General features: G+C 60.5%; 21 protein-coding genes. 2 read left to right on the forward strand and 19 right to left on the reverse strand.

Features of this window, described 5'->3' with window-relative positions; translation table 11 throughout:
• Positions 1–307 precede the first annotated feature (307 nt).
• Positions 308–1,582, forward strand: a complete 1,275-nt coding sequence (locus tag AKL28_RS11805) for an MFS transporter (RefSeq protein ID WP_050468335.1) — start codon at positions 308–310, stop codon at positions 1,580–1,582.
• Positions 1,583–1,649: 67 nt separating this feature from the next.
• Here the strand turns inward: AKL28_RS11805 and AKL28_RS11810 are convergent, their stop codons facing one another.
• The 7 genes from AKL28_RS11810 to AKL28_RS24835 all read right to left on the reverse strand — a co-directional run bounded on the left by AKL28_RS11810 (position 1,650) and on the right by AKL28_RS24835 (position 8,583).
• Complete coding sequence (locus tag AKL28_RS11810; protein ID WP_231602410.1) at positions 1,650–2,570, reverse strand: alpha/beta fold hydrolase; 921 nt, start codon at positions 2,568–2,570, stop codon at positions 1,650–1,652.
• Positions 2,571–2,734: 164 nt separating this feature from the next.
• Positions 2,735–3,463 (reverse strand): ABC transporter ATP-binding protein, encoded by a 729-nt coding sequence (locus AKL28_RS11815; RefSeq protein ID WP_050468337.1) that lies wholly within the window; start codon positions 3,461–3,463, stop codon positions 2,735–2,737.
• Between the two features lie 2 nt (positions 3,464–3,465).
• On the reverse strand, positions 3,466–5,442 hold the full coding sequence (locus tag AKL28_RS11820; RefSeq protein WP_050468338.1) for a branched-chain amino acid ABC transporter ATP-binding protein/permease: 1,977 nt from the start codon (positions 5,440–5,442) through the stop codon (positions 3,466–3,468).
• Between the two features lie 4 nt (positions 5,443–5,446).
• Positions 5,447–6,337, reverse strand: a complete 891-nt coding sequence (locus AKL28_RS11825; RefSeq protein WP_050468339.1) for a branched-chain amino acid ABC transporter permease — start codon at positions 6,335–6,337, stop codon at positions 5,447–5,449.
• 205 nt (positions 6,338–6,542) lie between these two features.
• On the reverse strand, positions 6,543–7,694 hold the full coding sequence (locus AKL28_RS11830; protein ID WP_050468340.1) for an ABC transporter substrate-binding protein: 1,152 nt from the start codon (positions 7,692–7,694) through the stop codon (positions 6,543–6,545).
• Positions 7,695–7,825: 131 nt separating this feature from the next.
• Complete coding sequence (locus tag AKL28_RS11835) at positions 7,826–8,269, reverse strand: acyl-CoA thioesterase (RefSeq protein ID WP_050468341.1); 444 nt, start codon at positions 8,267–8,269, stop codon at positions 7,826–7,828.
• Positions 8,266–8,583: a hypothetical protein gene (locus AKL28_RS24835; protein WP_197091055.1), complete on the reverse strand. Its 318-nt coding sequence runs from the start codon at positions 8,581–8,583 to the stop codon at positions 8,266–8,268. Before AKL28_RS24835 ends, AKL28_RS11835 begins: the two co-directional genes overlap by 4 nt.
• 76 nt (positions 8,584–8,659) lie before the next feature.
• Between AKL28_RS24835 and AKL28_RS11840 the strand changes: the two genes are divergently transcribed.
• Positions 8,660–10,336 carry an electron transfer flavoprotein-ubiquinone oxidoreductase gene (locus tag AKL28_RS11840; protein WP_050468342.1) on the forward strand — a complete coding sequence of 559 codons (1,677 nt, stop codon included), beginning with the start codon at positions 8,660–8,662 and terminating at the stop codon, positions 10,334–10,336.
• Positions 10,337–10,418: 82 nt separating this feature from the next.
• Here AKL28_RS11840 and AKL28_RS11845 read toward each other — a convergent pair whose 3' ends face one another.
• The 12 genes from AKL28_RS11845 to nuoE form a co-directional block, all read right to left on the reverse strand.
• The gene (locus AKL28_RS11845) at positions 10,419–10,997 is read right to left on the reverse strand and encodes an NUDIX domain-containing protein (protein WP_050468343.1); all 579 of its coding nucleotides are present in this window, start codon (positions 10,995–10,997) and stop codon (positions 10,419–10,421) included.
• A gap of 156 nt (positions 10,998–11,153) precedes the next feature.
• Positions 11,154–11,468 carry a DUF2818 family protein gene (locus AKL28_RS11850; protein WP_050468344.1) on the reverse strand — a complete coding sequence of 105 codons (315 nt, stop codon included), beginning with the start codon at positions 11,466–11,468 and terminating at the stop codon, positions 11,154–11,156.
• Positions 11,469–11,481: 13 nt separating this feature from the next.
• Entirely contained in the window at positions 11,482–12,990 is a 1,509-nt protein-coding gene (nuoN, locus tag AKL28_RS11855) for an NADH-quinone oxidoreductase subunit NuoN (protein ID WP_050468345.1), read from the reverse strand.
• A gap of 221 nt (positions 12,991–13,211) precedes the next feature.
• Entirely contained in the window at positions 13,212–14,702 is a 1,491-nt protein-coding gene (locus AKL28_RS11860) for an NADH-quinone oxidoreductase subunit M (RefSeq protein WP_050468346.1), read from the reverse strand.
• A gap of 27 nt (positions 14,703–14,729) precedes the next feature.
• A complete protein-coding gene (gene nuoL / locus AKL28_RS11865; RefSeq protein WP_050468347.1) occupies positions 14,730–16,814 on the reverse strand; it encodes an NADH-quinone oxidoreductase subunit L in 2,085 nt (694 codons plus the stop codon).
• Positions 16,815–16,919: 105 nt separating this feature from the next.
• The gene (gene nuoK, locus AKL28_RS11870; RefSeq protein ID WP_050468348.1) at positions 16,920–17,228 is read right to left on the reverse strand and encodes an NADH-quinone oxidoreductase subunit NuoK; all 309 of its coding nucleotides are present in this window, start codon (positions 17,226–17,228) and stop codon (positions 16,920–16,922) included.
• 18 nt (positions 17,229–17,246) lie between these two features.
• Entirely contained in the window at positions 17,247–17,903 is a 657-nt protein-coding gene (locus AKL28_RS11875) for an NADH-quinone oxidoreductase subunit J (protein WP_050468349.1), read from the reverse strand.
• A 171-nt stretch (positions 17,904–18,074) separates the two neighbouring features.
• Positions 18,075–18,563: an NADH-quinone oxidoreductase subunit NuoI gene (gene nuoI, locus AKL28_RS11880; protein WP_050468350.1), complete on the reverse strand. Its 489-nt coding sequence runs from the start codon at positions 18,561–18,563 to the stop codon at positions 18,075–18,077.
• Positions 18,564–18,584: 21 nt separating this feature from the next.
• Positions 18,585–19,655, reverse strand: a complete 1,071-nt coding sequence (nuoH, locus tag AKL28_RS11885; RefSeq protein WP_050468351.1) for an NADH-quinone oxidoreductase subunit NuoH — start codon at positions 19,653–19,655, stop codon at positions 18,585–18,587.
• The gene (gene nuoG, locus AKL28_RS11890) at positions 19,655–21,982 is read right to left on the reverse strand and encodes an NADH-quinone oxidoreductase subunit NuoG (protein ID WP_050468352.1); all 2,328 of its coding nucleotides are present in this window, start codon (positions 21,980–21,982) and stop codon (positions 19,655–19,657) included. The genes nuoH and nuoG overlap by 1 nt, the downstream gene beginning before the upstream one ends.
• A 76-nt stretch (positions 21,983–22,058) precedes the next feature.
• Positions 22,059–23,354, reverse strand: a complete 1,296-nt coding sequence (gene nuoF / locus AKL28_RS11895; RefSeq protein WP_050468353.1) for an NADH-quinone oxidoreductase subunit NuoF — start codon at positions 23,352–23,354, stop codon at positions 22,059–22,061.
• Entirely contained in the window at positions 23,351–23,842 is a 492-nt protein-coding gene (gene nuoE, locus AKL28_RS11900) for an NADH-quinone oxidoreductase subunit NuoE (RefSeq protein ID WP_050468354.1), read from the reverse strand. Before nuoE ends, nuoF begins: the two co-directional genes overlap by 4 nt.
• Positions 23,843–23,863: the final 21 nt, after the last annotated feature.

Below are 23,863 nucleotides of genomic sequence, written 5' to 3' on the forward strand. Positions count from 1 at the left end.
ACCGGGTCTGTTGCATGGCGACCGCCCCTCTTCCTCCCGTCGCGTGAACAGACAGCCACACCGTCAGGCTTGCGTCAGCATCTGAAGCTTGCGCAACGCGCCACTTAGGCATACTCTTGCTGTCCGCCGCACCGCTGCCGCTCGTCCGCCATCCCTCCAACGACCCCGGCACAATATTCCCGGCCCTGCTTCGTCTTCACTGCTGCCGCATCCGGCATGCAAACGCGCACGCAACATCCCCGCCTCCCGCGCTATCCGCGCGGGTGTGCACGCGCGGCCATAGCCAATAAAAAGCCAAGGAGCTCATTTGAATAACAAAGACAACAACACCGCCGTTGCCTCCACGCCCGGCAAATTCACGCCTTACCAGAAAATCGTGGTCGGCCTGCTGGCCTTCCTGCAGTTCGCCGTCATCCTCGACTTCATGCTGATGTCGCCGCTGGGCGCCATGATCATGCCCGACATGAAGATCACCGCACAGCAGTTCGGCCTGGTGGTCTCGGCCTACGCCTTTTCCGCCGGCGTCTCCGGCTTGCTGACGGCCGGCTTTGCCGACCGCTTCGACCGCAAGCGCCTGCTGCTGTTCTTCTATGCCGGCTTCGTGCTCGGCACGCTGTGGTGCGGACTGGCGCAGACCTTTGAAAGCCTGCTGCTGGCGCGTATCGTCACGGGCCTGTTCGGCGGCGTGATCGGCTCCATCGTGCTGGCCATCGCCACCGACCTGTTCCCGGTGCAACTGCGCGGCCGCGTGATGGGCCTGATCCAGACCGCCTTCGCCGCCAGCCAGGTGCTGGGCATCCCGATCGGCCTGTACCTGTCCAATAGCTGGAACTGGCACGTTCCCTTCATCGCCATGGCAGCGCTGGGCCTGCTCGGCGGCGTCGCCGTGATGTGGAAGATGCAACCGGTCGCCGAGCATCTGAAGCTGAAGCAGGAACACAGCGCGTCGATGCACCTGTTCCACACCGTGACGGAACCACGCTACCTGGTCGCCTTCGCCACCACTGCGCTGCTGATGACCGGCGGCTTCATGCTGATGCCGTTCTCCAGCGCCTACCTGGTCGGCAACCTCGGCATCGACCTGCACCACCTGCCGACGGTCTACATGGTCACCGGCATCTGCACCATCGGCTTCGGCCCGCTGATCGGCCGCGCTGCCGACAAGATCGGCAAGTTCCGCGTGTTCATGTTCGGCGCCTGCCTGTCCATCGTCATGGTGCTGATCTACACCCATCTCGGCCCGGTGACGGTGCCGGTGATCATCGTGATCAACGCGGTGCTGTTCCTGGGGATCTTCTCGCGCATGATCCCCTACCAGGCGCTGGTATCGACGGTACCCTCGCCCACCCAGCGCGGCTCCTTCAACGCCATCAGCGCGTCGATCCAGCAGCTGTCGGGCGGCATCGCCTCGGTAGTGGCCGGCCACATCGTCACACTGGGCGCCGACGGTCGCCTGGCCAACTTCGATGTGGTGGGTTATGTGATCGTCGGCACTACGCTGGCGGCATCGGTGCTGGTATGGCGGCTGAACCGGGATGTGCAGACCCGTGCCGCCGCCACGGCCGCGGCGAAGACGGCGTAAGCGTTTCCATCGCAATGAAAAAAGGCGGGCACAATGCCCGCCTTTTTTATCGCCGACATTCTGCGCTTCACTGTTCCTGGAAATGCCTGCGCAGGAAATCCGCCACGGTCTCCAGCACCAGTTCCGGCTTCTCCCGATGCGGCACATGCCCGCAGCCTTCGAACATCACATATTCGCCCGGCCCTTCGAACGCCGATGGCAAGCTTGCGATCATCTTCGGATGCTGCTCGGAGCCGAACTCGTCCCGGTCGCCGTGCATGGCCAGCACCGGGCACTGCAACTTGCGCAAGTCTTCTTCCAGCGACCAGTTCGCAAACTCCGGCGACAGCCAGGTTTCGGTCCAGGCATCCAGCACCCACTGCGCCTTCTTCAGGTCGTTGCCGTGATACCTGGCCAAGCGCGCCAGTTGCTCCGGATCGGCGAAGTTCTTCTTGGCTGCGCGTATGCCTTCCAGCGTCCGGTCTTCGACGAAGGCTTGGGCCGATTCGGTAATCACTGCTGCGATGCGGTTTGGGAATTGTGCAGCGGCGGAGATGGCCATGCCGCCGCCTACGCTGTGGCCGAAGAGGATGGCTTTCTCTATGCCGAAATGGTTCATCAAAGGGAGCAGAGATGAACATGCTTCATCGCGAACAAAGTCATGGCCGAGTTTGGAAGGATGCGGATCGGATCTGCCGAATCCCGCTCGGTCATAAGCGATAACGGGGTGCCCGGAATAGGCAACTGACTGTGCCGGGAAATCACGCCATAGGTCGATGGCGCCAAGAGAGTCATGGAGGAACACGATGGGTATGCGGCCATTTTGCGCCGGGTAGTTCCAGGCCGAAACGATGATCCGATGACCGCCAATATCGACATGCCGATCATTTCTCGATGAGACGGATGTTTCTATCCCGTTCGCTACGGCCATACCTTGAGTTACCACCTGATGCTCCTGCCCATGATGTAAATTTGGATTGTGATCTTTAATGTCATTCGCTTCTGTCATTGAAACGACAACGCCAAAAGAAAAGGCGCACCCGAAGGTGCGCCTTAATCAGCATTCAAGAGGTATGTCTCCCCCTTAATATACCCGACACGCTATCCGCATAAGCGACGTGCGAGCCGGTGTATCTTGAAGAGCGCATACGCTGATGCTTCATACTTTCGCCATCAGTGATGCGCACCGCCGCCCAGGTAGGCGGCTTTCACCGCCGGGTCGTTTTGCAGTTTGTCGGCGGGTCCGTGTACAGAGATCTTGCCATTCTCCAACACATAGCCGTAATCCGCAACATTCAGTGCTGCAGCGGCGAATTGCTCAACCAACAACATCGTCACGCCTTCATCCTTCAGGCGCGAGATGATGCGGAAAACTTCCTCCACCAGGATGGGGGCCAGGCCCATCGACGGTTCATCGAGCAAGATCACTTCGGGGTTCAACATTACGGCGCGGGCCATGGCGAGCATCTGCTGTTCGCCGCCGGAGAGCGTGCCGGCCAATTGCGTCTGGCGCTCCTTCAGGCGCGGGAAAAGTTCCAGCGCGCGTTCCAGGTCGTGGGCGATGTCGCCCTTGGGACGCGAACGGGTGAAGCGCGGGAAGGCGCCCAAGAGCAGGTTGTCGGTCACGCTCATGGTGGCGAACACGCGCCGGCCCTCGGGCGAATGCGCCAGGCCGAAGCGGGCGATCTTGTGCGAGTCCAGGCCGGTGATGTTCTTGCCGCCGAGCGTGACTTCTCCGCCCTTCGGTTTGATCATGCCGGAGATGGCGCGCATGGTGGTGGTCTTGCCGGCGCCGTTGGAGCCGATCAAGGTCACGACCTTGCCCTTGGGGACATCGAGCGAAATGCCGTGCAGCACTTCGACCTTGCCGTAGGCGGCGTGCAGGTTGGAAATGGTCAGCATGTTCAGGCTCCTGCAGGTGTCGGTTTGTGGTCGTGGCTGTCGGGTTCATCGCCCGCGCTGCCGCCGAGATAGGCTTCGATCACCTTCGGGTCTTCCTGCACTTGCGCCGGCTTGCCTTCGGCGATCTTCTGGCCGAAGTCGAGCACGGTGACGGTGTCGCAGATCGACATGACCACATCCATATGGTGTTCGATCAGGATGATGGTGATGCCGGCTTCGCGGATCTTGCGGATGATGGCGATCAGGTCCTTGATGTCGGGCGCGGTCAGGCCGGCGGCCGGCTCGTCCAGTAGCAGCAGGCTGGGGTTCAGGCCCAGTGCGCGGCCGATTTCGAGCAGCCGTTGCTTGCCGTAAGGCAGGTTGCGCGCTTCCTCGTTGGCGAGGTCGGCCAAGCCGACGAACTCCAGGATGGCGGCAGCGCGTTCGCGCGCCTGGCGTTCCTCGCGCACATAGCGCGGGGTGTTGACCATGACGTCGACCACATTGCTGTCGAAGGTGTGGTGCAGGCCGACCAGTACGTTTTCAGTGGCGGTCATTTCACCGAACAACTGCACGTTCTGGAAGGTGCGGGCCACGCCGCCCAGGGCGATGGCCGAGGGCGTGCTGCCGGAGATCTGGCGGCCGTCGTATTCGACACCGCCGTCGGTGGGACGGTAGATGCCGGTCAGCACGTTCATCATGGTGCTCTTGCCGGAACCGTTGGGGCCGATCAGGCCGTGCACGGTGCCCTTCTTCACGTCGAGGTCGACGCGGTTCAGGGCTTTCAGGCCGCCGAACTGCATCAGGACCTGGTTGACCTTGAGCAGCGTCGCGCCTTCATCCTTGACGGAGTCGGTGGTGATCACGGCCTCGTTCTTGTCGCCGCTGATCTGCTGGGCCAGCGGCACCGGCTTGGTCAGCATGCGGCCGAACAGGCTGCGGCAGAAGCCGACGATGCCATCCTGCAGGTAGTAGACGACGAACAGCGTCATCAGGCCGAAGATGGTCAGGCGCCAGTCGGTGATGTTCTCCAGCTTGTAGGAGAAGGCGGCCATGATGACGGTGGCAATCACCGGCACGGCCACCGCGCGCAGCGACTTGGCCTTCTTCACTACCGAGACGGCCGAACCTGCCACCACCACCACCGCCAGTACCGTGGCGATCTGGCGGAACAATTCGATATCCGACAGCAGGCTGGGCAGCATGACCACGATCAGCGCGCCGATCAGCGAACCGATGCGCGACTTGCGGCCGCCCATGATCACCGCCAGCAGGAACAGGATGGTCAGTTCGAAGTTGTAGGTATTGGGCGAGATGTACTCTTCCGAATACGCATACAGTGCTCCCGACAGGCCGGCCAGCGCGGCGCTGATGATGAAGGCGTAGACCTTGTAGCGGTACACCGACACGCCCATGCAGTCCGATGCGATCGGGCTGTCGCGCAGCGCCTGGAAGGCGCGCCCGAGGTTGGACTTGAGGATGCGGTGCACCACGCCCATGGCGATGACGGTGAGGATGGCGACCAGGTAGAAGAATTGCACTTCGCTCATCTTCTCGCCGCCGATGAAGGGCTTGGCGACCTTGATGCCGAGCGGCCCTTCGGTGAGGAAGGTCATCTCATTGATCAGGATCTGGATGATGGTGCCGAAGGCCAGCGTGACCATCGCCAGGTACGGCCCCGTCACGCGCAACGCGGGCAGCGCGAGGATGGCGCCGAACACGGCGGTGACCGCGATGGCGGCCGGGATCGTCAGCACGATCGGCAAGCCGAGCTTGAAGAACAGCACGCCGGCCGTGTACGAGCCGATGCCGAACAGGCCGGCGTGGCCCAGCGAGACCTGGCCGGTGTAGCCGACCACGATGTCCAGCCCGAACAGCAGGATGGCGTAGATGAGGATGGTTTCGATCAGGTGCAGGTAATACGGGTTGTGCACCACCTGGGGAATGCCGGCGAGGGCGACGATACCGAGTACCGAGAGCAGCAGGATTTTCTTGTTCATCGCGTCAGACCTTTTTGATCGCAGTTTTGCCGAACAGGCCTGCAGGTTTGATGGCCAGCACCAGGAGCAGCAACAGCAGCCCCGGCACTTCCTTGTAGCCGGTGGAGATGTAGAAGCCGGTGACGGTTTCGGCGATACCCAGGATCAGGCCGCCGACGATGGCGCCCATGCCCGAGGTCAGGCCGCCGATGATGGCGACCGCAAAGGCCTTCAAGCCCAGCGCCGCGCCCATGGTGGCGCCGGTGAGGGTAAGCGGCGCCACCAGCACGCCGGCAAACGCCGCGGTGGCCGACGACAGCGCGTACGAGAAGGTGATCACCATGCGGGTGTTGATGCCCATGAGGCCTGCGGCATCGCGGTCGTTGGAGGTGGCGACCACGGCCTTGCCGTAGATGGACTTGCGGTTGAACAGTTCGACCGCGGCCATGATCAGCAACGCGCCGATCACCACCAGCACTTGCATCGGCTGCACATTGGCGCCGAATACCTGGAACGGCGTGCCGGAGATCGGCGACGGGAACGGCAGGTCGTCCTTGCCCCAGATGTTTTCAGCGACGTTCTTGAAGATGATGGCCAGCGCGATGGTGGACATGATCCAGCCAAATTCGGACTTGATCTTGATGGCCGGACGCACCCCGATCCATTCGACGAACATGCCTTGCAGGCCGCCGAAGATGAGGACGATGGGGATCATCAGCCAGTAGTTGAGGTAAGGCCCGCCGTGGATGTTGCCGACCACGGAGAGGCCGACCAGCGCGCCCAGCATCAGGGCTTCGCCCTGGCCGAAGTTAAGCGTGCCGGAAGTGGCGAAGGTCAGTTGGTAACCGAATGCGATCACCGCGTAGATCATGCCTAGTGCAATGCCGGAAAAAACCAGCTGTAGCAGGATATCCATTGTGTTTCCCAAGAAGCGGCTGCCGCCAGGTGGCAGCGTTGATCTGTATGGATCGTGCGGGTAGCGCTGATGATGCGGCTGATACGGCGCAATGCGCAGCCACACTATTGCAAATCCACCAACAGACCGTACGAAAAAGGCCAGTCCCCGGATCGCAAGGACTGGCCCTTAAACTTAAAACGATGCCGACAAAAGTCAGTCAGTTTTATTTGCCGAGGACGACGCGGCCATTCTTGACCTCGCCCATGACCACGGCGCCGGGCTTGATGGCTTCGTGATCGTCGTGGGTGAATGGCTTGTCATAGGTGGTGACCACGCCTTCAACCTTGGTGTTCAGGTTTTCCAACGCGGCGCGGACTTTCTCGCCATCGGTGCTGTTGGCTTGCTTGATGGCGGCAGCCAGCAGCAGGATGGAGTCGTAACCTTGGGCAGCCGAAACAGCCGAAGGCATGCGGTCAACCTTGTAGGCCTTTTGGTAAGCCTCGATGAAGGCCTTGCGCTTGGGGGTGTTGCCGTCCTGGATGAAGGTCTGCGGCATGCGTGCGCCGTTGCCGTTCTTGCCGGAGTTGTCGATGAAGTTACCCATCGACAGCGGCCAGCTGCCGATGATAGGCACGTGCCAGTTCAGCTTTTCCATGCCGTTGGCGATCTGCGCCAGTTCCGGGCCGATGCCGTAGGTCAGCACGACTTGTGCGCCGCCCTGCTTCGACTTCAGCAGTTGCGCAGTCATGTCGACGTCCTTGATGTTGTACTTCTCAACGGCAACCGGGGTGACCTTCTTGGAAGCCAGCACCTTTTCCAGGTCTTCACGGCCGAGCTGGCCGTAGTTGGTGGAGTCGGCCAGGATCGCGACCTTGGTGTACTTCTGCTTGTCGACCGCTTCATCGGCGATCATCTTGGCCTGGATCTGGTCGGAGGCCGAGGTGCGGAAGACGTAGTTGTCCTTGTCCTTCTCGAACTGCTTGGTGATCACGCTGCCGGTGGCGACGTTGTTGATGACGGGGATCTTGGCTTCCTGATAGAAGCGCTGCGATGCCAGCGCCACACCGGTGTTGATGAAACCGACGGTGGCAACCACCTTTTCCTTGTTGATCAGTTCCTGCGCGATCTGTACGCCGCGTTCGTTCTTGGCTTCATCGTCGCGCTCGATCAGTTGCACCTGGCGTCCCAGCAGGCCGCCTTGGGCATTGATTTCAGCCACGGCCAGCTTGACGCCGTCACGCATGGAAGCGCCCATGGGGGCGGAACCACCGGTGTACGGACCGGATACACCGATCTTGATGGGGTCGGCTGCCTGCGACGACATCGCAAACGTCATCAATGCGGCAGCTACCAAGGCTTGGGTCTTGTATGTCATGTCTTCCTCCAGGAATTTAATTGTCGGCTAGCACATCTTTTGGCGGCTAAGCTCTTGTCACTCCTTCCGCTCTTGTGGCGGTTCTCGCAGAAGTGTCGGGCCGATTCTGTCGTAGTTTCCTTTCTCGAAACTTACAACCCTGTCAGGAGCTGTCGCAACGAGTCAGGAAGCGCCGTTGATTTTTCTTTTTCGAAATCGACCCAAACTATTTTTGCAGCGCCATCAGCATAAATGATCTCAGGCTTGCTAGCGTCACGGATGATATACGTAGTTTCCACACTCGTGCGCCCCATCTGGCCCACACCCATCTCCACCGTGATGCTGGCCGGATACTTCATCTGGCGCCGGAAGTTGCAGTGCGCATTGACGATGACCGGCCCCTGGCCAGCAACTGCCATGGTCCCGCAGACCTCATCCAGCCACTCGATGCGGCATTGCTCCATGAAGCGGAAATAGATGGTGTTGTTGACGTGGCCGAGGGCATCCATGTCGCCCCAGCGGATGTCCTGCTTCGAGATGTGCAGCAGTTTTCCTGCTTCCGGTCTTGCGGTGGCGGCGTTTGCGTGGCTGGTCATGCATGGTCCTTTCTATTGTTCAATTCATCGATCAGTGAAATTTTTTTCATCCCGGCGACACCGGATGCGGCGCAATGTTTCCTGACGGCATCAACAAAAACCATCTTACGGATCACTAACAACGCCGCCGTTTCGCGCACGGGCGGCATTGCATAACATTCTGTTATCAACTCACGCCATATCTGTATGAGTGACGGATACAAAATCCAATAAAATACGCGGCATTGCCGAAAAACACACCCGGCGCAGCTTACGAATCTGCCGCCGACGCGAAAAATTTCATTCGCGGGACGCATAAAAACTCGGTTGCCCACTAGCGTTCCGGCGAAAAATACTGAACAATAGCACGATCGTTCGAAAATATGCGGTTCATATAATTACGGGACACCCATGACTTCCTCTCAAGACCTGCTTGAACAATACGGCCCACGCGAAGCGATGGAATACGACGTGGTGATCGTCGGTGGCGGCCCGGCCGGGCTGTCGGCGGCAATCCGCCTGAAACAGCTGGCCGCGCAGCACAGCCGCGAGGTGTCGGTGTGCGTACTGGAAAAAGGCAGTGAAGTCGGCGCCCATATCCTGTCCGGCGCAGTGATGGACCCGCGCGCATTGAGCGAACTGATCCCCGACTGGAAAGAGCAAGGCGCGCCGCTCAATACGCCGGTCACCGAAGACCGTTTCCTTTTTCTCTCCGCCAGCAAAGCCTATAAGACACCGTCTTGGCTGCTGCCAGCCTGTTTCCAGAACCACGGCAACTACGTCATCTCGCTGTCCAACGTCACCCGCTGGCTGGGCCAGCAGGCTGAGGCCTTGGGCGTGGAAGTGTTCGCCGGCTTCCCGGCGGCCGAGGTGCTCTATCACGAAGACGGCTCGGTCAAGGGCGTGGCCACCGGCAACCTGGGCATCAACAAAGAAGGCGAACCAACTGCCGAATTCCAGCTGGGCATGGAGCTGCATGCAAAGTACACCTTCTTCGCCGAGGGCGCGCGCGGCCATCTGGGCAAGCAGCTGATTGCGAAATACCAGCTGGATGCCGGCCGCGATCCGCAAACCTACGCCATCGGCATCAAGGAACTGTGGGAGATCAAGCCGGAGATGCACCAGCCTGGCCTGGTAGTGCACACCGCCGGCTGGCCGCTGGAGAACGATACCTATGGCGGCTCCTTCCTGTATCACCTGGAGAACAACCAGGTGGCGGTGGGCTATGTGGTCGGCCTGGCTTACCAGAATCCCTACCTGTCGCCGTTCGAGGAATTCCAGCGTTATAAAACCCATCCGGAAATCCGCAAGTTCTTCGACGGCGGCAAGCGCATCTCATATGGCGCACGCGCCATCACGGCCGGCGGCATCCAGTCGCTGCCCAAGCTGGTGTTCCCGGGCGGCGCCCTGATTGGTTGCGACGCGGGCTTCCTCAACGCCTCGCGCATCAAGGGCAGCCACGCTGCGATCAAGAGCGGCATGATGGCTGCAGACGCCGCGTTCAACGCACTCAATGAGAACCGCCAGGGTGATGAATTGACCACTTATCCGGCTGCCTTCGAGCAATCGTGGCTGAAAGAGGAATTGCACAAGGCACGCAACTTCAAGCCGTCGATGAGCAAGGGACTTGTCACCGGAACGCTGCTGGTCGGCATCGACCAGGTGCTGTTCGGCGGCAAGGCGCCGTGGACGATGCATCATGCGCATGCCGACCATGAATGCCTGAAACCGGCGGCCAACTATGCGCCGATTGCCTATCCGAAGCCGGATGGCAAGCTGACCTTCGACCGCCTGTCGTCGGTGTTCATCTCCAACACCAACCACGGCGAAGACCAGCCGGCGCATTTGACCTTGAAGGACAAGAACGTGCCGGTGCAGATCAACCTGGCGCAGTACGCCGGCCCCGAGTCGCGCTATTGCCCGGCTGGCGTGTATGAGTTCGTGAAGAATGAGGACAACAGCGACCGCCTGCAGATCAACGCGCAGAACTGCGTGCACTGCAAGACCTGCGATATCAAGGACCCGACCCAGAACATCGTGTGGGTGACGCCGGAAGGCGGTGGCGGGCCGAATTATTCGGGTATGTAAGTACCCTCCTCCAGATGGACAAAAGCCGCATCTCTGATGCGGCTTTTTCATTGGCGGTCACGAACGATGCTTCATCACCCCATCATGCAGCAGGAGACGAAGACGCCGATGGCGTCCATTGGCCGTTGACGATCTTCTCCAGCCAGAAAGTGCCGATCACGGTTTTGACGTCGGTGATCCGGCCGGTGCGCACCTGCTCGATCAGCTCAGACAAGGGTGCTTTGTAGATATCGAGGAACTCGCCCTCGTCCAGTTTGCGCTCCCCTTCCTGCAAGCCGCGCGCGACATACAGTTCGAGCCGCTCATCGGCATAGGCGATGGCATTGTGGATGGTACAGATGTGCTGCCAGTCGGTGGCGGTGTAGCCGGTCTCTTCCAGCAGCTCGCGCTTGGCGCATGCGAGTTCGTCTTCGCCCGGATCGATCTTCCCTGCCGGGAACTCAATGAACACGCGGCCCAGTGGATAACGGAACTGGCGTTCCATGAGCACGGTGCCGTCGTCGAACAAGGGCAACACGGTGACTGCACCGGGATGCTTGATGTATTCACGCACGGCTTCCTTGCCATCGGGAAGGGTCACCGTATCGCGCTGGACTTTCAGGAAATCGCCGTCATAGACCTGCTGGCTGTCTTTTTGCGTTTCTCTCAGATGTGCATCCATATTGGGCTCGCAAAATCGAAGGTAGATGGGAAATGGCGCGACTCTTTCCGGCCCGTGGCGGCCGGAGGAATCGGAGGACGGAATGCTGCTGCCAGATCGCTTGTGCTGCGGTACCAGCGCGGCGACCGTCGGAACGGATGGCCGCGCATGCCTGGATCAGCCGTGCTTCTTGCGCAGGTAGCGCAGCACGTAGCCGGGATAAGCAAGCACCAGAAACAGACAACCGGTGATTGCATAAAATTCCCAGCCTTGGGAGAAGATGTTACCAATGCCGGCTTCGAGGAAATGCGCCACCAGCCCGACAACGAAGTAGAGAACCAGCAACTCGATCAGGCGAACCCATAGCGGCTTGATATAGGCAGCATCCTTCTTGAGCGGCACCAGCGCGAAAAGCTGCTGGTTGAAGAAAGGCAAATTGGCCGCAAGCGCGGCCAAGAGGATGACAATCCAGCTGAACAGGGAAACGTTCACTGTTTCCCCGCGCTTATGCCACTACCTTGCTGAGAAAGGTAGCCAATGTCGTCACGATGGCATTGGTGCAGGCATCCATCAGGTGGCCAGGCCACAGGCCGATTGCCAGTGCCGCGATACCGTTGAGGCTCAGCACCAGGCGCATGTCGGGAGTGGCGACGATCTTGGTGTTGTCGACCGGATCGTCAAAGTACATGACCTTGACCACGCGGATGTAGTAGAACGCGCCAACCAGCGAGAACAGCACGGCCAGCACGGCCAGCCAGATCTGGCCGGTACCCAGCACAGCCTGCAGCACCGACAGCTTGGCATAGAAGCCGACCAGCGGCGGAATGCCTGCCAGCGAGAACATCAGGATCATCATGACCGCAGCGAACCACGGGCTGCGCTGGTTCAGGCCCTTGAAGTCTTCGATCTTGTCGGCTTCGAAGCCGGCGCGCGAGAGCAGGATGATGACGCCGAAGGTGCCCAGCGTGGTGATCACATAGGTGACCGCGTAGAACATCGAGGAGCTGTAGGCGTTGACGGCCGAGAACAGGTTGCCATCCACCACGCCCGACATCATGCCCAGCAGCATGAAGCCCATGTGCGAGATGGTCGAATAGGCCAGCATGCGCTTGATGTTGCTTTGCGCGATCGCAGTGACGTTGCCCAGGATGATCGACAGTACGGCCATGACCATCAGCATCTGCTGCCAGTCCACCGCCAGCGGCAGCATGCCTTCGACCAGCAGGCGGAAAGTAATCGCGAAAGTAGCCAGCTTCGGTGCAGCGCCCAGCAGCAGCGTCACCGGGGTCGGCGAACCTTGATAGACGTCCGGCACCCACATGTGGAACGGCACGGTACCCAGCTTGAAGGCCAGGCCGGCCACCAGGAACACGATGCCGAACACCAGCACGGTGCGGTCGACCGTACCCGAGACGATGGCGCGGAACACTTCATTCAATTCCAGCGAACCGCCGGTGGCGCCGTACAGCATCGACATGCCATACAGGAGGAAGCCCGACGCCAGTGCGCCCAGGATGAAATACTTCATGCCAGCTTCAGTCGAAGCGGCGTTGTCGCGGCGCAGGGCGACCAGCGCATACAGCGACAGCGACATCAGTTCCAGGCCCAGGTAGATGGACAGGAAGCTGTTGCCGGAAATCATGATCATCTGACCCAGCAGGGCAAACAGCGCCAGGGCGTAGTATTCGCCGCCCAGGTGGCCGCCGGTGATGCCGCGCTCGGTATTGTATTGGCGCGAGTAGACCAGGGTAACGCCGACGCCCAGGTAGGTGAACAGCTTCAGCAGGTTCGACAGCGGATCCGAGACGAACATGTTGTTGAAGGTGTAGACCGTCGCACCGCCGTTAAGGTCGCCGATGGTCAGCACCGCGCAAACCACCAGCACTGCCAGCGACAGCAAGTAGGTGACGATGCGCTTGGCTTCCGGCAGGAACATATCGATCAGCAGGATCACCGAAGTGGCGATCAGCAGAAATATTTCCGGATAGACAGGGATCAGATTAATGTTGTTCATTTAGTTACCGCTTGTGTTCGTCCGCTCGTTTCGTCGGCGTATCGGTCCGCTAGTTACGGTGCTGTCCTCGCCTGTCGCCGTTGGCTTCCTTCGAGGCTCCTGCTCACCGTGAAACGCAGCCGGACTGTCGCTTCGCTTGGCCGGCATGCTGCACCGGCTTGTCTGTTACTTACTCAACCGGCAGGGCCCGTACCAGCACCCCACCCTTCCAACCGTCAAGATCAGTTGATCTTGGATACCGCAACGTGCTGCAACAGGTCGGTCACCGAGGTCTGGATGCTGTCGGTGATGATCGCCGGATACAGGCCCATGACCATGGTGGCAATCGCCAGCAGGCCAAGGATGAGGAATTCGCGCGGATTGAGGTCGACCAGCGCTTCCACATGGTGGTTCGCGACAGCGCCGAAGATCACGCGCTTGGCCAGCCACAGCGAGTAGGCCGCGCCCAGGATCAGGGCGGTGGCGGCCAGCAGGCCAATCCAGAAGTTGAATTTGACGGCGCCCAGGATCACCATGAATTCGCCGACGAAGCCGGAGGTCGCCGGCAAGCCGCAGTTGGCCAGCGAGAACAGAATGAAGAAGAAGGCGAAACGCGGCATCTTGTTGACCACACCGCCGTACTGGGCGATTTCGCGGGTATGCATCTGGTCGTACAGCACGCCGATACACATGAACATCGCGCCGGAGACGAAGCCGTGCGAGATCATCTGTGCGATGCCGCCCTGCACTGCCAGGTCGTTGAACATGAAGAAGCCCAGGGTGACAAAGCCCATGTGCGCGATCGACGAGTACGCGACCAGTTTCTTCATGTCCTGCTGCACCAGTGCCACCAGGCCGATGTAGATCACGGCGACCAGCGACAGGAAGATCATGAAGCCAGACAGCGCATGGCTGGCATCAGGCAGGATCGGCAGCGAGAAGCGCAGGAAACCGTAGGCGCCCAGCTTCAGCATGATCGCGGCCAGCACGATGGAGCCGCCGGTCGGCGCCTGCACGTGGGCATCCGGCAGCCAGGTGTGCACCGGCCACATCGGCACCTTCACCGCAAAGGCGGCCAGGAAGGCGAAGAACAGGATCTTCTGCTCCAGCATCGACAGCGGCAGCTGGTGCCAGGTCGGGATATCGAAGCTGCCGCCCGAGACGAAGTACAGGTAGATCAGCGCGACCAGCATCAGCAGCGAGCCGAGCAGCGTGTAGAGGAACAGCTTGAAGGCCGCGTACACGCGGTTGTCGCCGCCCCACACGCCCACGATGATGAACATCGGGATCAGGGTCGCTTCGAAGAAGACGTAGAACAGCATCGCGTCCAGCGACGAGAACACGCCGATCATGATGCCCGAGAGGATCAGGAAGGCGCCCATGTACTGGCCGACGCGCTTCTCGATCACCTTCCAGCCGGCCAGCACCACGATCACCGTGATGAAGGCGGTCAGCGGCACGAACCACAGCGAGATGCCGTCCAGGCCCAGGAAGTAGGAGATGTTGAAGCGATCGATCCAGGGCGTCTTCTCGACGAACTGGTAACCGTGCGCGGCCACATCGAAATGCTGGATCAGGGGGAAAGTAATGACCAGGCCGACCAGCGAACCGAACAGCGCCAGCCAGCGGGCCAGGCCCGGATTGCTGTCGCGACCGACGGCCATTACGAGGATACCGAATGCGATCGGTACCCAGATCGCAAGGCTCAGGATGGGAAAAGTTGACTGCATCATGGTTGTTATTTACTTAACTCCGACAACTTATTTGGCGAATGGGAACGGCATGAACCACACCAGGAAACCCAGCACGCCGATGATCATCACGAACGCATAGTGATAGATGTAACCGGATTGCCAGAGGCGCGTAAATTTCGAGAACCAGCCGACCACCTTGGCGCTGCCATTGACGAACAGGCCATCAATGATGCCTCGGTCGCCCACTGTCGACAGGCCGCTGCCCAACAGGCGCGCCCCACCGGCAAACACGACGTCGTTGAACTTGTCCATGTAGTACTTGTTGTCCAGGATCGTGTAGACCAGGCTGAACTTTTCCTTGAACCAGGCCGGCACGCGCGGGTTGATCATGTAGCAGTAGTAGGCCACTGCCACACCGGCGATCGCCAGCCACAGCGGTGCGCTGGTGAAGGCATGGGTCACCATGGCGACCGGACCGTGGAACTCGTGCGCCAGTTCTTCCATGACCTTGTGGTTTTCGCCGAAGAAGATCACGCCCTTGAAGAAGTCGCCATACAGCATCGGCGCAATCGCGAAGAAACCGACGATGACCGAAGGGATAGCCAGCAGGATCAGCGGCAGGGTCACCACCAGCGGTGACTCGTGCGGCTTCTGGCCTGGGGCCAGGCCGTGGTGGTGCTCGTCGTGGCTATGGTCGTCATGGCCATGGGCATCGTGCGCCACGTGGGCAGCAGGCGCATGGTGATCGTCATGGCCGTGGTCATGCACCTTGCCGAAACGCTCCTTGCCATGGAACACCATGAAGTACATCCGGAACGAGTAGAAAGCGGTCACAAACACGCTGGCCAGCACGGCGAAGTAAGCGAAACCGGAGCCTGCCAGGTGCGACTCGGCGGCGGCTTCGATGATCGAATCCTTGGAGTAGAAACCGGAGAAGAACGGCGTACCGATCAGCGCCAGCGAACCCAGCAGCGAGGTGATCCAGGTAATGGGCATGTACTTGCGCAGGCCGCCCATGTTGCGCATGTCCTGGTCGTGGTGCATGCCGATGATGACCGAGCCCGCGCCGAGGAACAGCAGCGCCTTGAAGAAAGCGTGGGTCATCAGGTGGAATACCGCCACCGAGTAGGCCGATGCGCCCAGCGCGACGGTCATGTAGCCCAGCTGCGACAGCGTCGAATACGCAACCACGCGCTTGATGTCGTTCTGCATGGTGCCGAGGAAGCCCATGAACAGCGCAGTGATGGCGCCGACCACCAGGATCACCGACAGCGCGGTGTCGGACAGTTCGAACAACGGCGACATGCGGGTCACCATGAAGATGCCGGCGGTCACCATGGTCGCCGCGTGGATCAGTGCGGAGATCGGGGTCGGGCCTTCCATCGAGTCCGGCAGCCAGACGTGCAGCGGGAACTGTGCCGACTTACCCATGGCGCCGACGAACAGGCAGATACATGCCACGGTCAGCAGCATCCAGTCGGTACCCGGCAGGGTCAACTGGGCCAGCTCGGCGCGCTTGGCGAACACTTCGCTGTAGTCCATCGAACCTGCATAGGCCAGCAGCAGGCCGATACCCAGGATGAAGCCGAAGTCGCCGACGCGGTTGACCAGGAAGGCCTTCATGTTGGCCTTGATGGCGGTCGGACGGGTATACCAGAAACCGATCAGCAGGTAGGACACCAGGCCCACCGCTTCCCAGCCGAAGAACAGCTGCAGGAAGTTGTTGCTCATGACCAGCATGAGCATCGAGAAGGTGAACAGGGAGATGTAGGAGAAGAAGCGGTTGTAGCCGTCGTCATCCTTCATGTAGCCGATGGTGTAGATGTGGACCATCAGCGAGACGAAGGTCACCACGCACATCATCATGGCGGTCAGGCTGTCGACCAGGAAACCGACTTCCAGCTTCAGGCCGGCCACCGTCATCCAGGTGTACAGCGTACCGTTATAGGTCGCGCCGTCCAGCACTGCGAGCAGCGTCTGGAACGAGATGATGGTCGCGATCAGCACGCCCAGAATGGTCGCGGTATGCGATACCTTGCGGCCAACCACGTTGCCGAAGAATTTGGTACCCATGAAACCCGCGATCGCAGATCCCGCCAACGGCGCCAGGGGTACGGCAAGAAGAAGATGTGGGTTAAGTTGCCCCGCCATGATGAACCTTATCGCTTATTGGCTGCCCCGCTCTGTTGCCGCGGGGCCTCCCATCTTTAAATGAAATTTAAATCGAGTCTCGGACTGCGACCTACACCCGATCCGTCAGCCCTTGAGGCTGTCCAGATCTTCGACGTTGATGGTATCCAGGTTACGGAACAGCACCACCAGAATCGCCAGACCGATCGCGGACTCAGCCGCCGCCACGGTCAGGATGAAGAACACGAAAACCTGTCCGGCCGCATCACCGAGGTAATGCGAGAAAGCAATGAAGTTCATGTTGACCGCGAGCAGCATCAGTTCGATGGCCATCAGCAGCACGATGATGTTCTTGCGGTTCAGGAAAATACCGACGATCGAGGTCGCGAACAGGATCGCGCCGAGGATCAGGTAATGAGAGAGCGTAATTGCCATGTTGTCTTCTCGCCCTTCTTAAGATGGTTGTCCGGGAGTCGGGGTACCGTCGCCGGCGCCGGCTTCGGTGCCGTTGTTGCGGGTCGACTCCGACTTCATGCTGACTAGGCGCACGCGGTCCGAAGCCTTGACCTTGACGGCCTTGGCCGGGTCGAAGTACTTGGTGTCCTTGCGCTTGCGCAGGGTCAGTGCGACGGCGGCGACAATGGCCACCAGCAGGATCACGGCCGCGATTTCAAACGCGTAGACATATTCGGTATAGATCAGGATGCCCAGCGGCTTGGTCTGGCCGATGGTGTCGGATGCGGCCGGCACCTGCGCATCGGAGGTCCAGAAGCTGCGCAGCAGCACGGCGGCCATTTCCAGCACGATGATCACGCCAATGGTGGCTGCCAGCGGGAAATAGCCCCAGAAACCTTCTCGCATCTTGTCCAGGTTGATGTCCAGCATCATCACCACGAACAGGAACAGCACCATCACCGCCCCGACGTAGACCAGCACCAGCACGATGGCCAGGAATTCGGCCTTGAGCAGCATCCAGATGCCGGCTGCCGAGAAAAACGACAGCACCAGGAACAAGGCCGCATGCACCGGATTGCGGGCCGTGATGACGCGCACTGCAGCGATCACGAGGATCACCGAGAACACGTAGAACAAGACAGTTTTAAATTCCATAATCAACCAGAAGTTGGTTCAGTCAGCACGGAATCACGGCAGGGCCGGATTCCATCGCAATACATCTATTACCAATGCACGCATTCGGTTCTTGCTGCATCGGCGCCCGTTTCCGGAGGCCTTTGCCACCCTATCCCACCGTTCGGCCAATGCCGGCGGCGGGAATCCAAATCAGCGATACGCTGCGTCTGCGGTACGGGCGGCGGCGATTTCGTTTTCGTAACGGTCGCCCACTGCCAGCAGCATTTCCTTGGTGTAGTACAGGTCGCCCCGCTTTTCACCGTGGTATTCCAGGATGTGCGTCTCGACGATCGAATCGACCGGGCAGGACTCTTCGCAGAAACCGCAGAAGATGCACTTGGTCAGGTCGATATCGTAACGGGTCGTACGGCGCGAGCCGTCGGCACGCTGCTCCGATTCGATGGTGATGGCCATCGCCGGGCACACCGCTTCGCACAGCTTGCAGGCGATGCAGCGCTCTTCGCCGTTCGGATAACGGCGCAGCGCATGCAGGCCGCGAAAACGCGGCGACTGCGGCGTCTTTTCCTCAGGGAACTGCACCGTGATCTTGCGCTTGAACAGGTAGCGCCCAGTCAGGGCCAAGCCCTTGAACAGCTCCCGAAGCATCAGGCTGCCGAAAAAATCCTTAATCGCTTCCATTTTTAGCCTCAGCCTTCAATCTTATTTCCAGATATTCCACGGCGTCTGCATCCAGACGGCCACCACGACCAGCCAGACCAGCGTCAGCGGAATGAATACCTTCCAACCCAGGCGCATGATCTGGTCATAACGGTAGCGCGGGAACGAAGCGCGCACCCAGACGTACACCGACAGGAAGAAGAAAGTCTTTGCACCCAGCCAGATCCAGCCCGGGATGAAGTCCAGTGCGGCAATCGGAGACGACCAGCCGCCGAAGAACAGCAGGCTGCACAGGATCGAGATCAGGATCATGCTGGCGTATTCGGCCAGGAAGAACATCGCAAACGACATGCCCGAGTATTCGATCATGTGGCCGGCCACGATTTCGGATTCGCCTTCCACCACGTCGAACGGGTGGCGATTGGTTTCAGCGATGCCCGACACCAGGTAGATCACGAAGATCGGCAGCAGCGGCAGCCAGTTCCACGACAGGAAGTTCAGGCCCATGTCGGCGAAGTAGCCGCGAGTCTGGCCCAGCACGATCTCGGTCATGTTCAGGCTGCCCGACACCATCAGCACCACCACCAGGCAGAAGCCCATGCAGATTTCATAGGACACCATCTGCGCCGAGGCGCGCATGGCGCCCAGGAACGCGTACTTCGAGTTGGATGCCCAACCGGCGATGATGACACCGTAGACTTCCATCGAGGTAATCGCCATCAGGTACAGCAAGCCGGCATTGACATTGGCAAGCACGTGCTCAGGCGAAAACGGGACCACTGCCCAGGCGGCCAGCGCGGGCATGATGGTCATCACCGGCGCCAGGTAGAACAGTACCTTGTTGGCCTTGGCCGGCGTCGAGATTTCCTTGAAGATCAGCTTTACGGCATCGGCGATCGGCTGCAGCAGGCCTGCCGGGCCCACGCGATTCGGCCCCAGGCGCACGTGCATCCAGCCGATCAGCTTGCGCTCCCAGTAGGTCATGTAGGCCACGCAGATCAGCAGGGGCACCATCACTACCAGGATCTTGACCAGCGTCCACACAAAAGTGAACAGGTACGGCCCCAACAGGGCCGGACCGGCTGTATTGATTTGGGCGATCAGGTGATCCATTACGCTTTCTCCACGACGATTGCGCCAAACATGCCGCCCAGTGCAGAGGTCGAAGCGTGCGCCGCGGCGACGCGAACCACGTTTTCCGGCAGTTTTTTATCGATGGCCGCGGTCAGCGCGGCGCTGCCTTGGCCTTGTTTTACATTGACACGATCACCGACGGCAATGCCCAGCTTGGCGGCCAGCGCGGCAGAGAGCCATGCCTTGGGCGCTTGGCCGTCGGCAGTCTCCAGCAGCGGTTGCGAACGGCGGGCGATCGCATCGGCGAAGTAGATAGGCACATCGGCCACGCGTTCCAGCGAACCGGCAACGGCTGCAGCTGCTTGCAATTGCAGCGAAGCGATGTTGTTCAGGCGTGCCGACAAGTCGGTTTCCTTGCCCAGCAGTTCGTCGCGGATGGATTCGGCGGTGTCGTACTCGAAGTTTTCCAGTTCCAGCAGGTTACCCAGCACGCGCAGGACCTTCCAGCCCGGACGCGCATCGCCGGCCGGCTTGACGGTGCCGTTGAAGCTTTGCGCACGGCCTTCGGCGTTGACGAAGGTGCCGGCGGTTTCGGTGAACGGTGCGATCGGCAGCAGCACGTCGGCGTAATCGGCGCCATGCTTGTAAGCCGACATCGCCACGACCATTTCAGCCTGGTTCAGTGCGGCGCGCGCGGCTTGCGGATCGTAGCTGTCCAGTTCCGGTTCGGCGTTGAGCAGCAGGTAAGCCTTGCGCGGCTGTGCGAATGCGGACAGCGCGTTGGCGCCCTTGCCTGCGGCCGGTACGGCGTTGGCCAGGTAGCCGCCGACGGCGTTGCCGCCTTCGGTCAGGTAACCCAGCTTGGCGCCGGTCTGTTCGGCAATCCATTGCGCCGCTGCATGCAATTGCGATGCTTGCGGATGCTGGACGGCGGCGTTGCCCAGGAACACGCCCTTGGACTCGCCCGACAGCAGGCTGGCGGCGGTTGCCTTGGCTGCGTCCGATGCGGTCACGCCGGCAAAAGCGGCGGGAGCAGCGATGCCCTTGGCTTCAGCCACGGCGACGGCGACTTCACCCAGTGAAGCCAGCCATGCGGATGGCGCTGCCACGATCTTGTTGGCGATTGGCATCAGCAGGTCGTCATCGGTAGCGTGCAGCACGCTGATCTTGGCGCCGCTCTTGGCCGACTGGCGCAGGCGGGCAGACAGCAGCGGATGATCCTTGCGCAGGAAGGAGCCGATCACGAACACGCGGTTCAGCTCGGAGAATTCGACGATGGACATGCCCAGCCACGGCTTGATCTGGCCGTCCAGCGCGAAGTCGGATTGGCGCAGGCGGAAGTCGACGTTGTCGGAACCGATGCCGCGCACCAGCTTTTGCAGCAGGCTCAGCTCTTCCAGCGTGGAGTACGGCGTACCCAGTGCGGCGATGCTGTCAGCGCCATGTTCGTTGCGGATGTTGCGCAAGCCATGCGCGACATATTCCAGCGCGGTCTGCCAATCCACTTCCTGCCACTTGCCGTCTTGCTTCAGCATCGGCTTGGTCAGGCGCTCTTCGCTGTCCAGCGCTTCATAGGCGAAGCGATCCTTGTCGGAAATCCAGCACTCGTTGACTTCTTCGTTCTCGAGCGGCAGCACGCGCATGACCTTGCCGCCCTTGACCTGGACGATCAGGTTGGCGCCGACGCTGTCGTGCGGGCTCACCGACTTGCGGCGCGACAGTTCCCAGGTACGGGCGCTATAGCGGAACGGCTTGGAGGTCAGCGCGCCGACCGGGCACAGGTCGATCATGTTGCCCGACAGTTCGGAGTCGACGGTCTTGCCGACGAAGGTGGTGATCTCGGAATGCTCGCCGCGGCCCAGCATGCCCAGTTCCATCACGCCGGCCACTTCCTGGCCAAAGCGCACGCAACGGGTGCAGTGGATGCAACGGTTCATTTCCTTCATGGAAATCAGCGGGCCGACGCTCTTCGGTTCCACCACGCGCTTTTCTTCTTCGTAGCGCGAGGTCGAGCCGCCGTAGCCGACCGCCAGATCCTGCAGCTGGCACTCGCCGCCCTGATCGCAGATCGGGCAATCCAGCGGGTGATTGATCAGCAGGAATTCCATCACGCCCTTCTGGGCCTTGACCGCCTTTTCGCTGGCGCTGCGCACGATCATGCCGGCGGTGACCGGAGTGGCGCAGGCAGGCAGCGGCTTCGGGGCCTTCTCGACCTCGACCAGGCACATGCGGCAGTTGGCCGCGATGGACAGTTTCTTGTGATAGCAAAAGTGAGGAATGTAAGTGCCAAGCTTGTTGGCAGCATCCATGACCATGCTGCCTTCTTGCACTTCAACTTTTTTGCCGTCTATTTCGATTTCAACCATGGCTGTTTGCCCAAGCTAAATATTCTTTGCTAATGACACCCGGCGGCCTGTTCGGCTACCGGGCATCCCCTGCCCGTCAGATGTATGCCGGAACCAGGCAGTGTTTGTGCTCGATGTGGTATTCGAACTCTTCGCGGAAATTCTTGATGAATGCGCGCACCGGCATCGCCGCCGCGTCACCCAGCGCGCAGATGGTGCGGCCCTGGATGTTGTCGGCCACCGAATTGAGCACGTCCAGATCTTCCAGCTTGCCGTGGCCCTTCTCGATACGCTCCACCATGCGGTACATCCAGCCGGTGCCTTCACGGCACGGGGTACACTGGCCGCACGACTCTTCAAAGTAGAAGTACGACAGGCGCAGCAGCGACTTGACCATGCAACGCGTCTCATCCATCACGATGACCGCGCCCGAGCCCAGCATCGAGCCGGCCTTGGCGATGGCATCGTAGTCCATCGTGGTTTCCATCATCACGTCGCCGCGGATCACCGGGGCGGACGAACCGCCGGGGATGACCGCCTTGATCTTCTTGCCGCCGCGCATGCCGCCCGCCAGTTCCAGCAAGGTGGAGAACGGTGTGCCCAGCGGGATCTCGTAGTTGCCCGGACGCTCGACGTCACCCGAGATCGAAAAGATCTTGGTGCCGCCGTTGTTCGGCTTGCCCATCTCGGCATAAGCCTGCGCGCCCACCTTGAAAATGAAGGGGACGGCTGCAAACGTCTCAGTGTTGTTGATAGTAGTCGGCTTGCCGTACAGGCCGAAGCTGGCCGGGAACGGCGGCTTGAAGCGCGGCTGGCCCTTCTTGCCTTCCAGCGACTCCAGCAGCGCGGTTTCTTCGCCGCAGATGTAGGCGCCGTAACCGTGGTGCCCATGCAGCTGGAAGCTGAAATTGGTGCCCAGGATGTTATCGCCCAGGAAACCGGCGGCACGCGCCTCTTCCAGCGCTTCTTCGAAGATCAGGTACGCATCGAAGATTTCGCCGTGGATGTAGTTGTAGCCGACCGTGATGCCCATCGCATAGCCGCCGATGATCATGCCTTCGATCAGCGCGTGCGGGTTGTAACGGATGATGTCGCGGTCCTTGAAGGTGCCCGGTTCGCCTTCGTCTGTGTTGCAGACGAGGTATTTCTGGCCCGGGAACTGGCGCGGCATGAAGCTCCACTTCAGGCCGGTCGGGAAACCCGCACCGCCGCGGCCGCGCAGGCCGGAAGCCTTGAGCTCGGCGATGACCTGCTCGGGAGGCATGTTCTCGCTGATGATGCGCTTGAGCGACTCGTAGCCGCCGCGCTTGACGTAGTCTTCGAGGTGCCAGTTCTTGCCGTCCAGGTCGGCCAGGATCAGCGGTTTGATGTGGCGGTCGTGCAGGCAAGTCATTTCTTCAGTTCCTCCAGCAGCGCGTCGATCTTTTCATCCGACATCCAGCTGCACATGCGGTGGTTGTTGACCAGCATGACAGGCGCGTCGCCACAGGCGCCCATGCACTCGCCTTCCATCACGGTGAACTGGCCATCCGCGGTAGTTTCCTTGTAACCCACGCCCAGCTTGTGCTTGAGGTGGTGCGCAGCGCGCTCGCCCCCCGACAGCAGGCACGGCAGGTTGGTGCACACGGTGATCTTGTGCTTGCCCACCGGGCTGGTGTTGAACATGTTGTAGAAGGTGGCGACTTCCTGCACCGCGACCGCAGGCATGCCGATGTAATCGGCAACTTCCTGCTGCAGCTCGGCGGGCAGCCAGCCGTGTTCAACCTGGGCGATGCGCAGCGCGGACATGACCGCAGACTGACGCTGGTCCGCCGGATACTTCGCGAGTTCGCGATCGATTTTCTTAAGAGCTTCTTGACTTAACAGCATAGCGTTGGCCATCCATGCGCATTACTTTGCGCG

It is taken from the genome of Herbaspirillum chlorophenolicum, assembly GCF_001189955.1.
In the GTDB taxonomy this organism is placed as follows: domain Bacteria; phylum Pseudomonadota; class Gammaproteobacteria; order Burkholderiales; family Burkholderiaceae_D; genus Herbaspirillum; species Herbaspirillum chlorophenolicum.

What these genes read in the sequence shown, in the direction of transcription:
- AKL28_RS11810 (WP_231602410.1), bottom strand. Translation starts at nt 2,570, where the DNA reads ATGACAGAAGCGAATGACATTAAAGATCACAATCCAAATTTACATCAT.
- AKL28_RS11815 (WP_050468337.1), bottom strand. Translation starts at nt 3,463, where the DNA reads ATGCTGACCATTTCCAACCTGCACGCCGCCTACGGCAAGGTCGAAGTG.
- AKL28_RS11820 (WP_050468338.1), bottom strand. Translation starts at nt 5,442, where the DNA reads ATGAACAAGAAAATCCTGCTGCTCTCGGTACTCGGTATCGTCGCCCTC.
- AKL28_RS11825 (WP_050468339.1), bottom strand. Translation starts at nt 6,337, where the DNA reads ATGGATATCCTGCTACAGCTGGTTTTTTCCGGCATTGCACTAGGCATG.
- AKL28_RS11830 (WP_050468340.1), bottom strand. Translation starts at nt 7,694, where the DNA reads ATGACATACAAGACCCAAGCCTTGGTAGCTGCCGCATTGATGACGTTT.
- AKL28_RS11835 (WP_050468341.1), bottom strand. Translation starts at nt 8,269, where the DNA reads ATGACCAGCCACGCAAACGCCGCCACCGCAAGACCGGAAGCAGGAAAA.
- AKL28_RS11840 (WP_050468342.1), top strand. Translation starts at nt 8,660, where the DNA reads ATGACTTCCTCTCAAGACCTGCTTGAACAATACGGCCCACGCGAAGCG.
- AKL28_RS11845 (WP_050468343.1), bottom strand. Translation starts at nt 10,997, where the DNA reads ATGGATGCACATCTGAGAGAAACGCAAAAAGACAGCCAGCAGGTCTAT.
- nuoN (WP_050468345.1), bottom strand. Translation starts at nt 12,990, where the DNA reads ATGAACAACATTAATCTGATCCCTGTCTATCCGGAAATATTTCTGCTG.
- AKL28_RS11860 (WP_050468346.1), bottom strand. Translation starts at nt 14,702, where the DNA reads ATGATGCAGTCAACTTTTCCCATCCTGAGCCTTGCGATCTGGGTACCG.
- nuoL (WP_050468347.1), bottom strand. Translation starts at nt 16,814, where the DNA reads ATGGCGGGGCAACTTAACCCACATCTTCTTCTTGCCGTACCCCTGGCG.
- nuoK (WP_050468348.1), bottom strand. Translation starts at nt 17,228, where the DNA reads ATGGCAATTACGCTCTCTCATTACCTGATCCTCGGCGCGATCCTGTTC.
- AKL28_RS11875 (WP_050468349.1), bottom strand. Translation starts at nt 17,903, where the DNA reads ATGGAATTTAAAACTGTCTTGTTCTACGTGTTCTCGGTGATCCTCGTG.
- nuoI (WP_050468350.1), bottom strand. Translation starts at nt 18,563, where the DNA reads ATGGAAGCGATTAAGGATTTTTTCGGCAGCCTGATGCTTCGGGAGCTG.
- nuoH (WP_050468351.1), bottom strand. Translation starts at nt 19,655, where the DNA reads ATGGATCACCTGATCGCCCAAATCAATACAGCCGGTCCGGCCCTGTTG.
- nuoG (WP_050468352.1), bottom strand. Translation starts at nt 21,982, where the DNA reads ATGGTTGAAATCGAAATAGACGGCAAAAAAGTTGAAGTGCAAGAAGGC.
- nuoF (WP_050468353.1), bottom strand. Translation starts at nt 23,354, where the DNA reads ATGACTTGCCTGCACGACCGCCACATCAAACCGCTGATCCTGGCCGAC.
- nuoE (WP_050468354.1), bottom strand. Translation starts at nt 23,842, where the DNA reads ATGGCCAACGCTATGCTGTTAAGTCAAGAAGCTCTTAAGAAAATCGAT.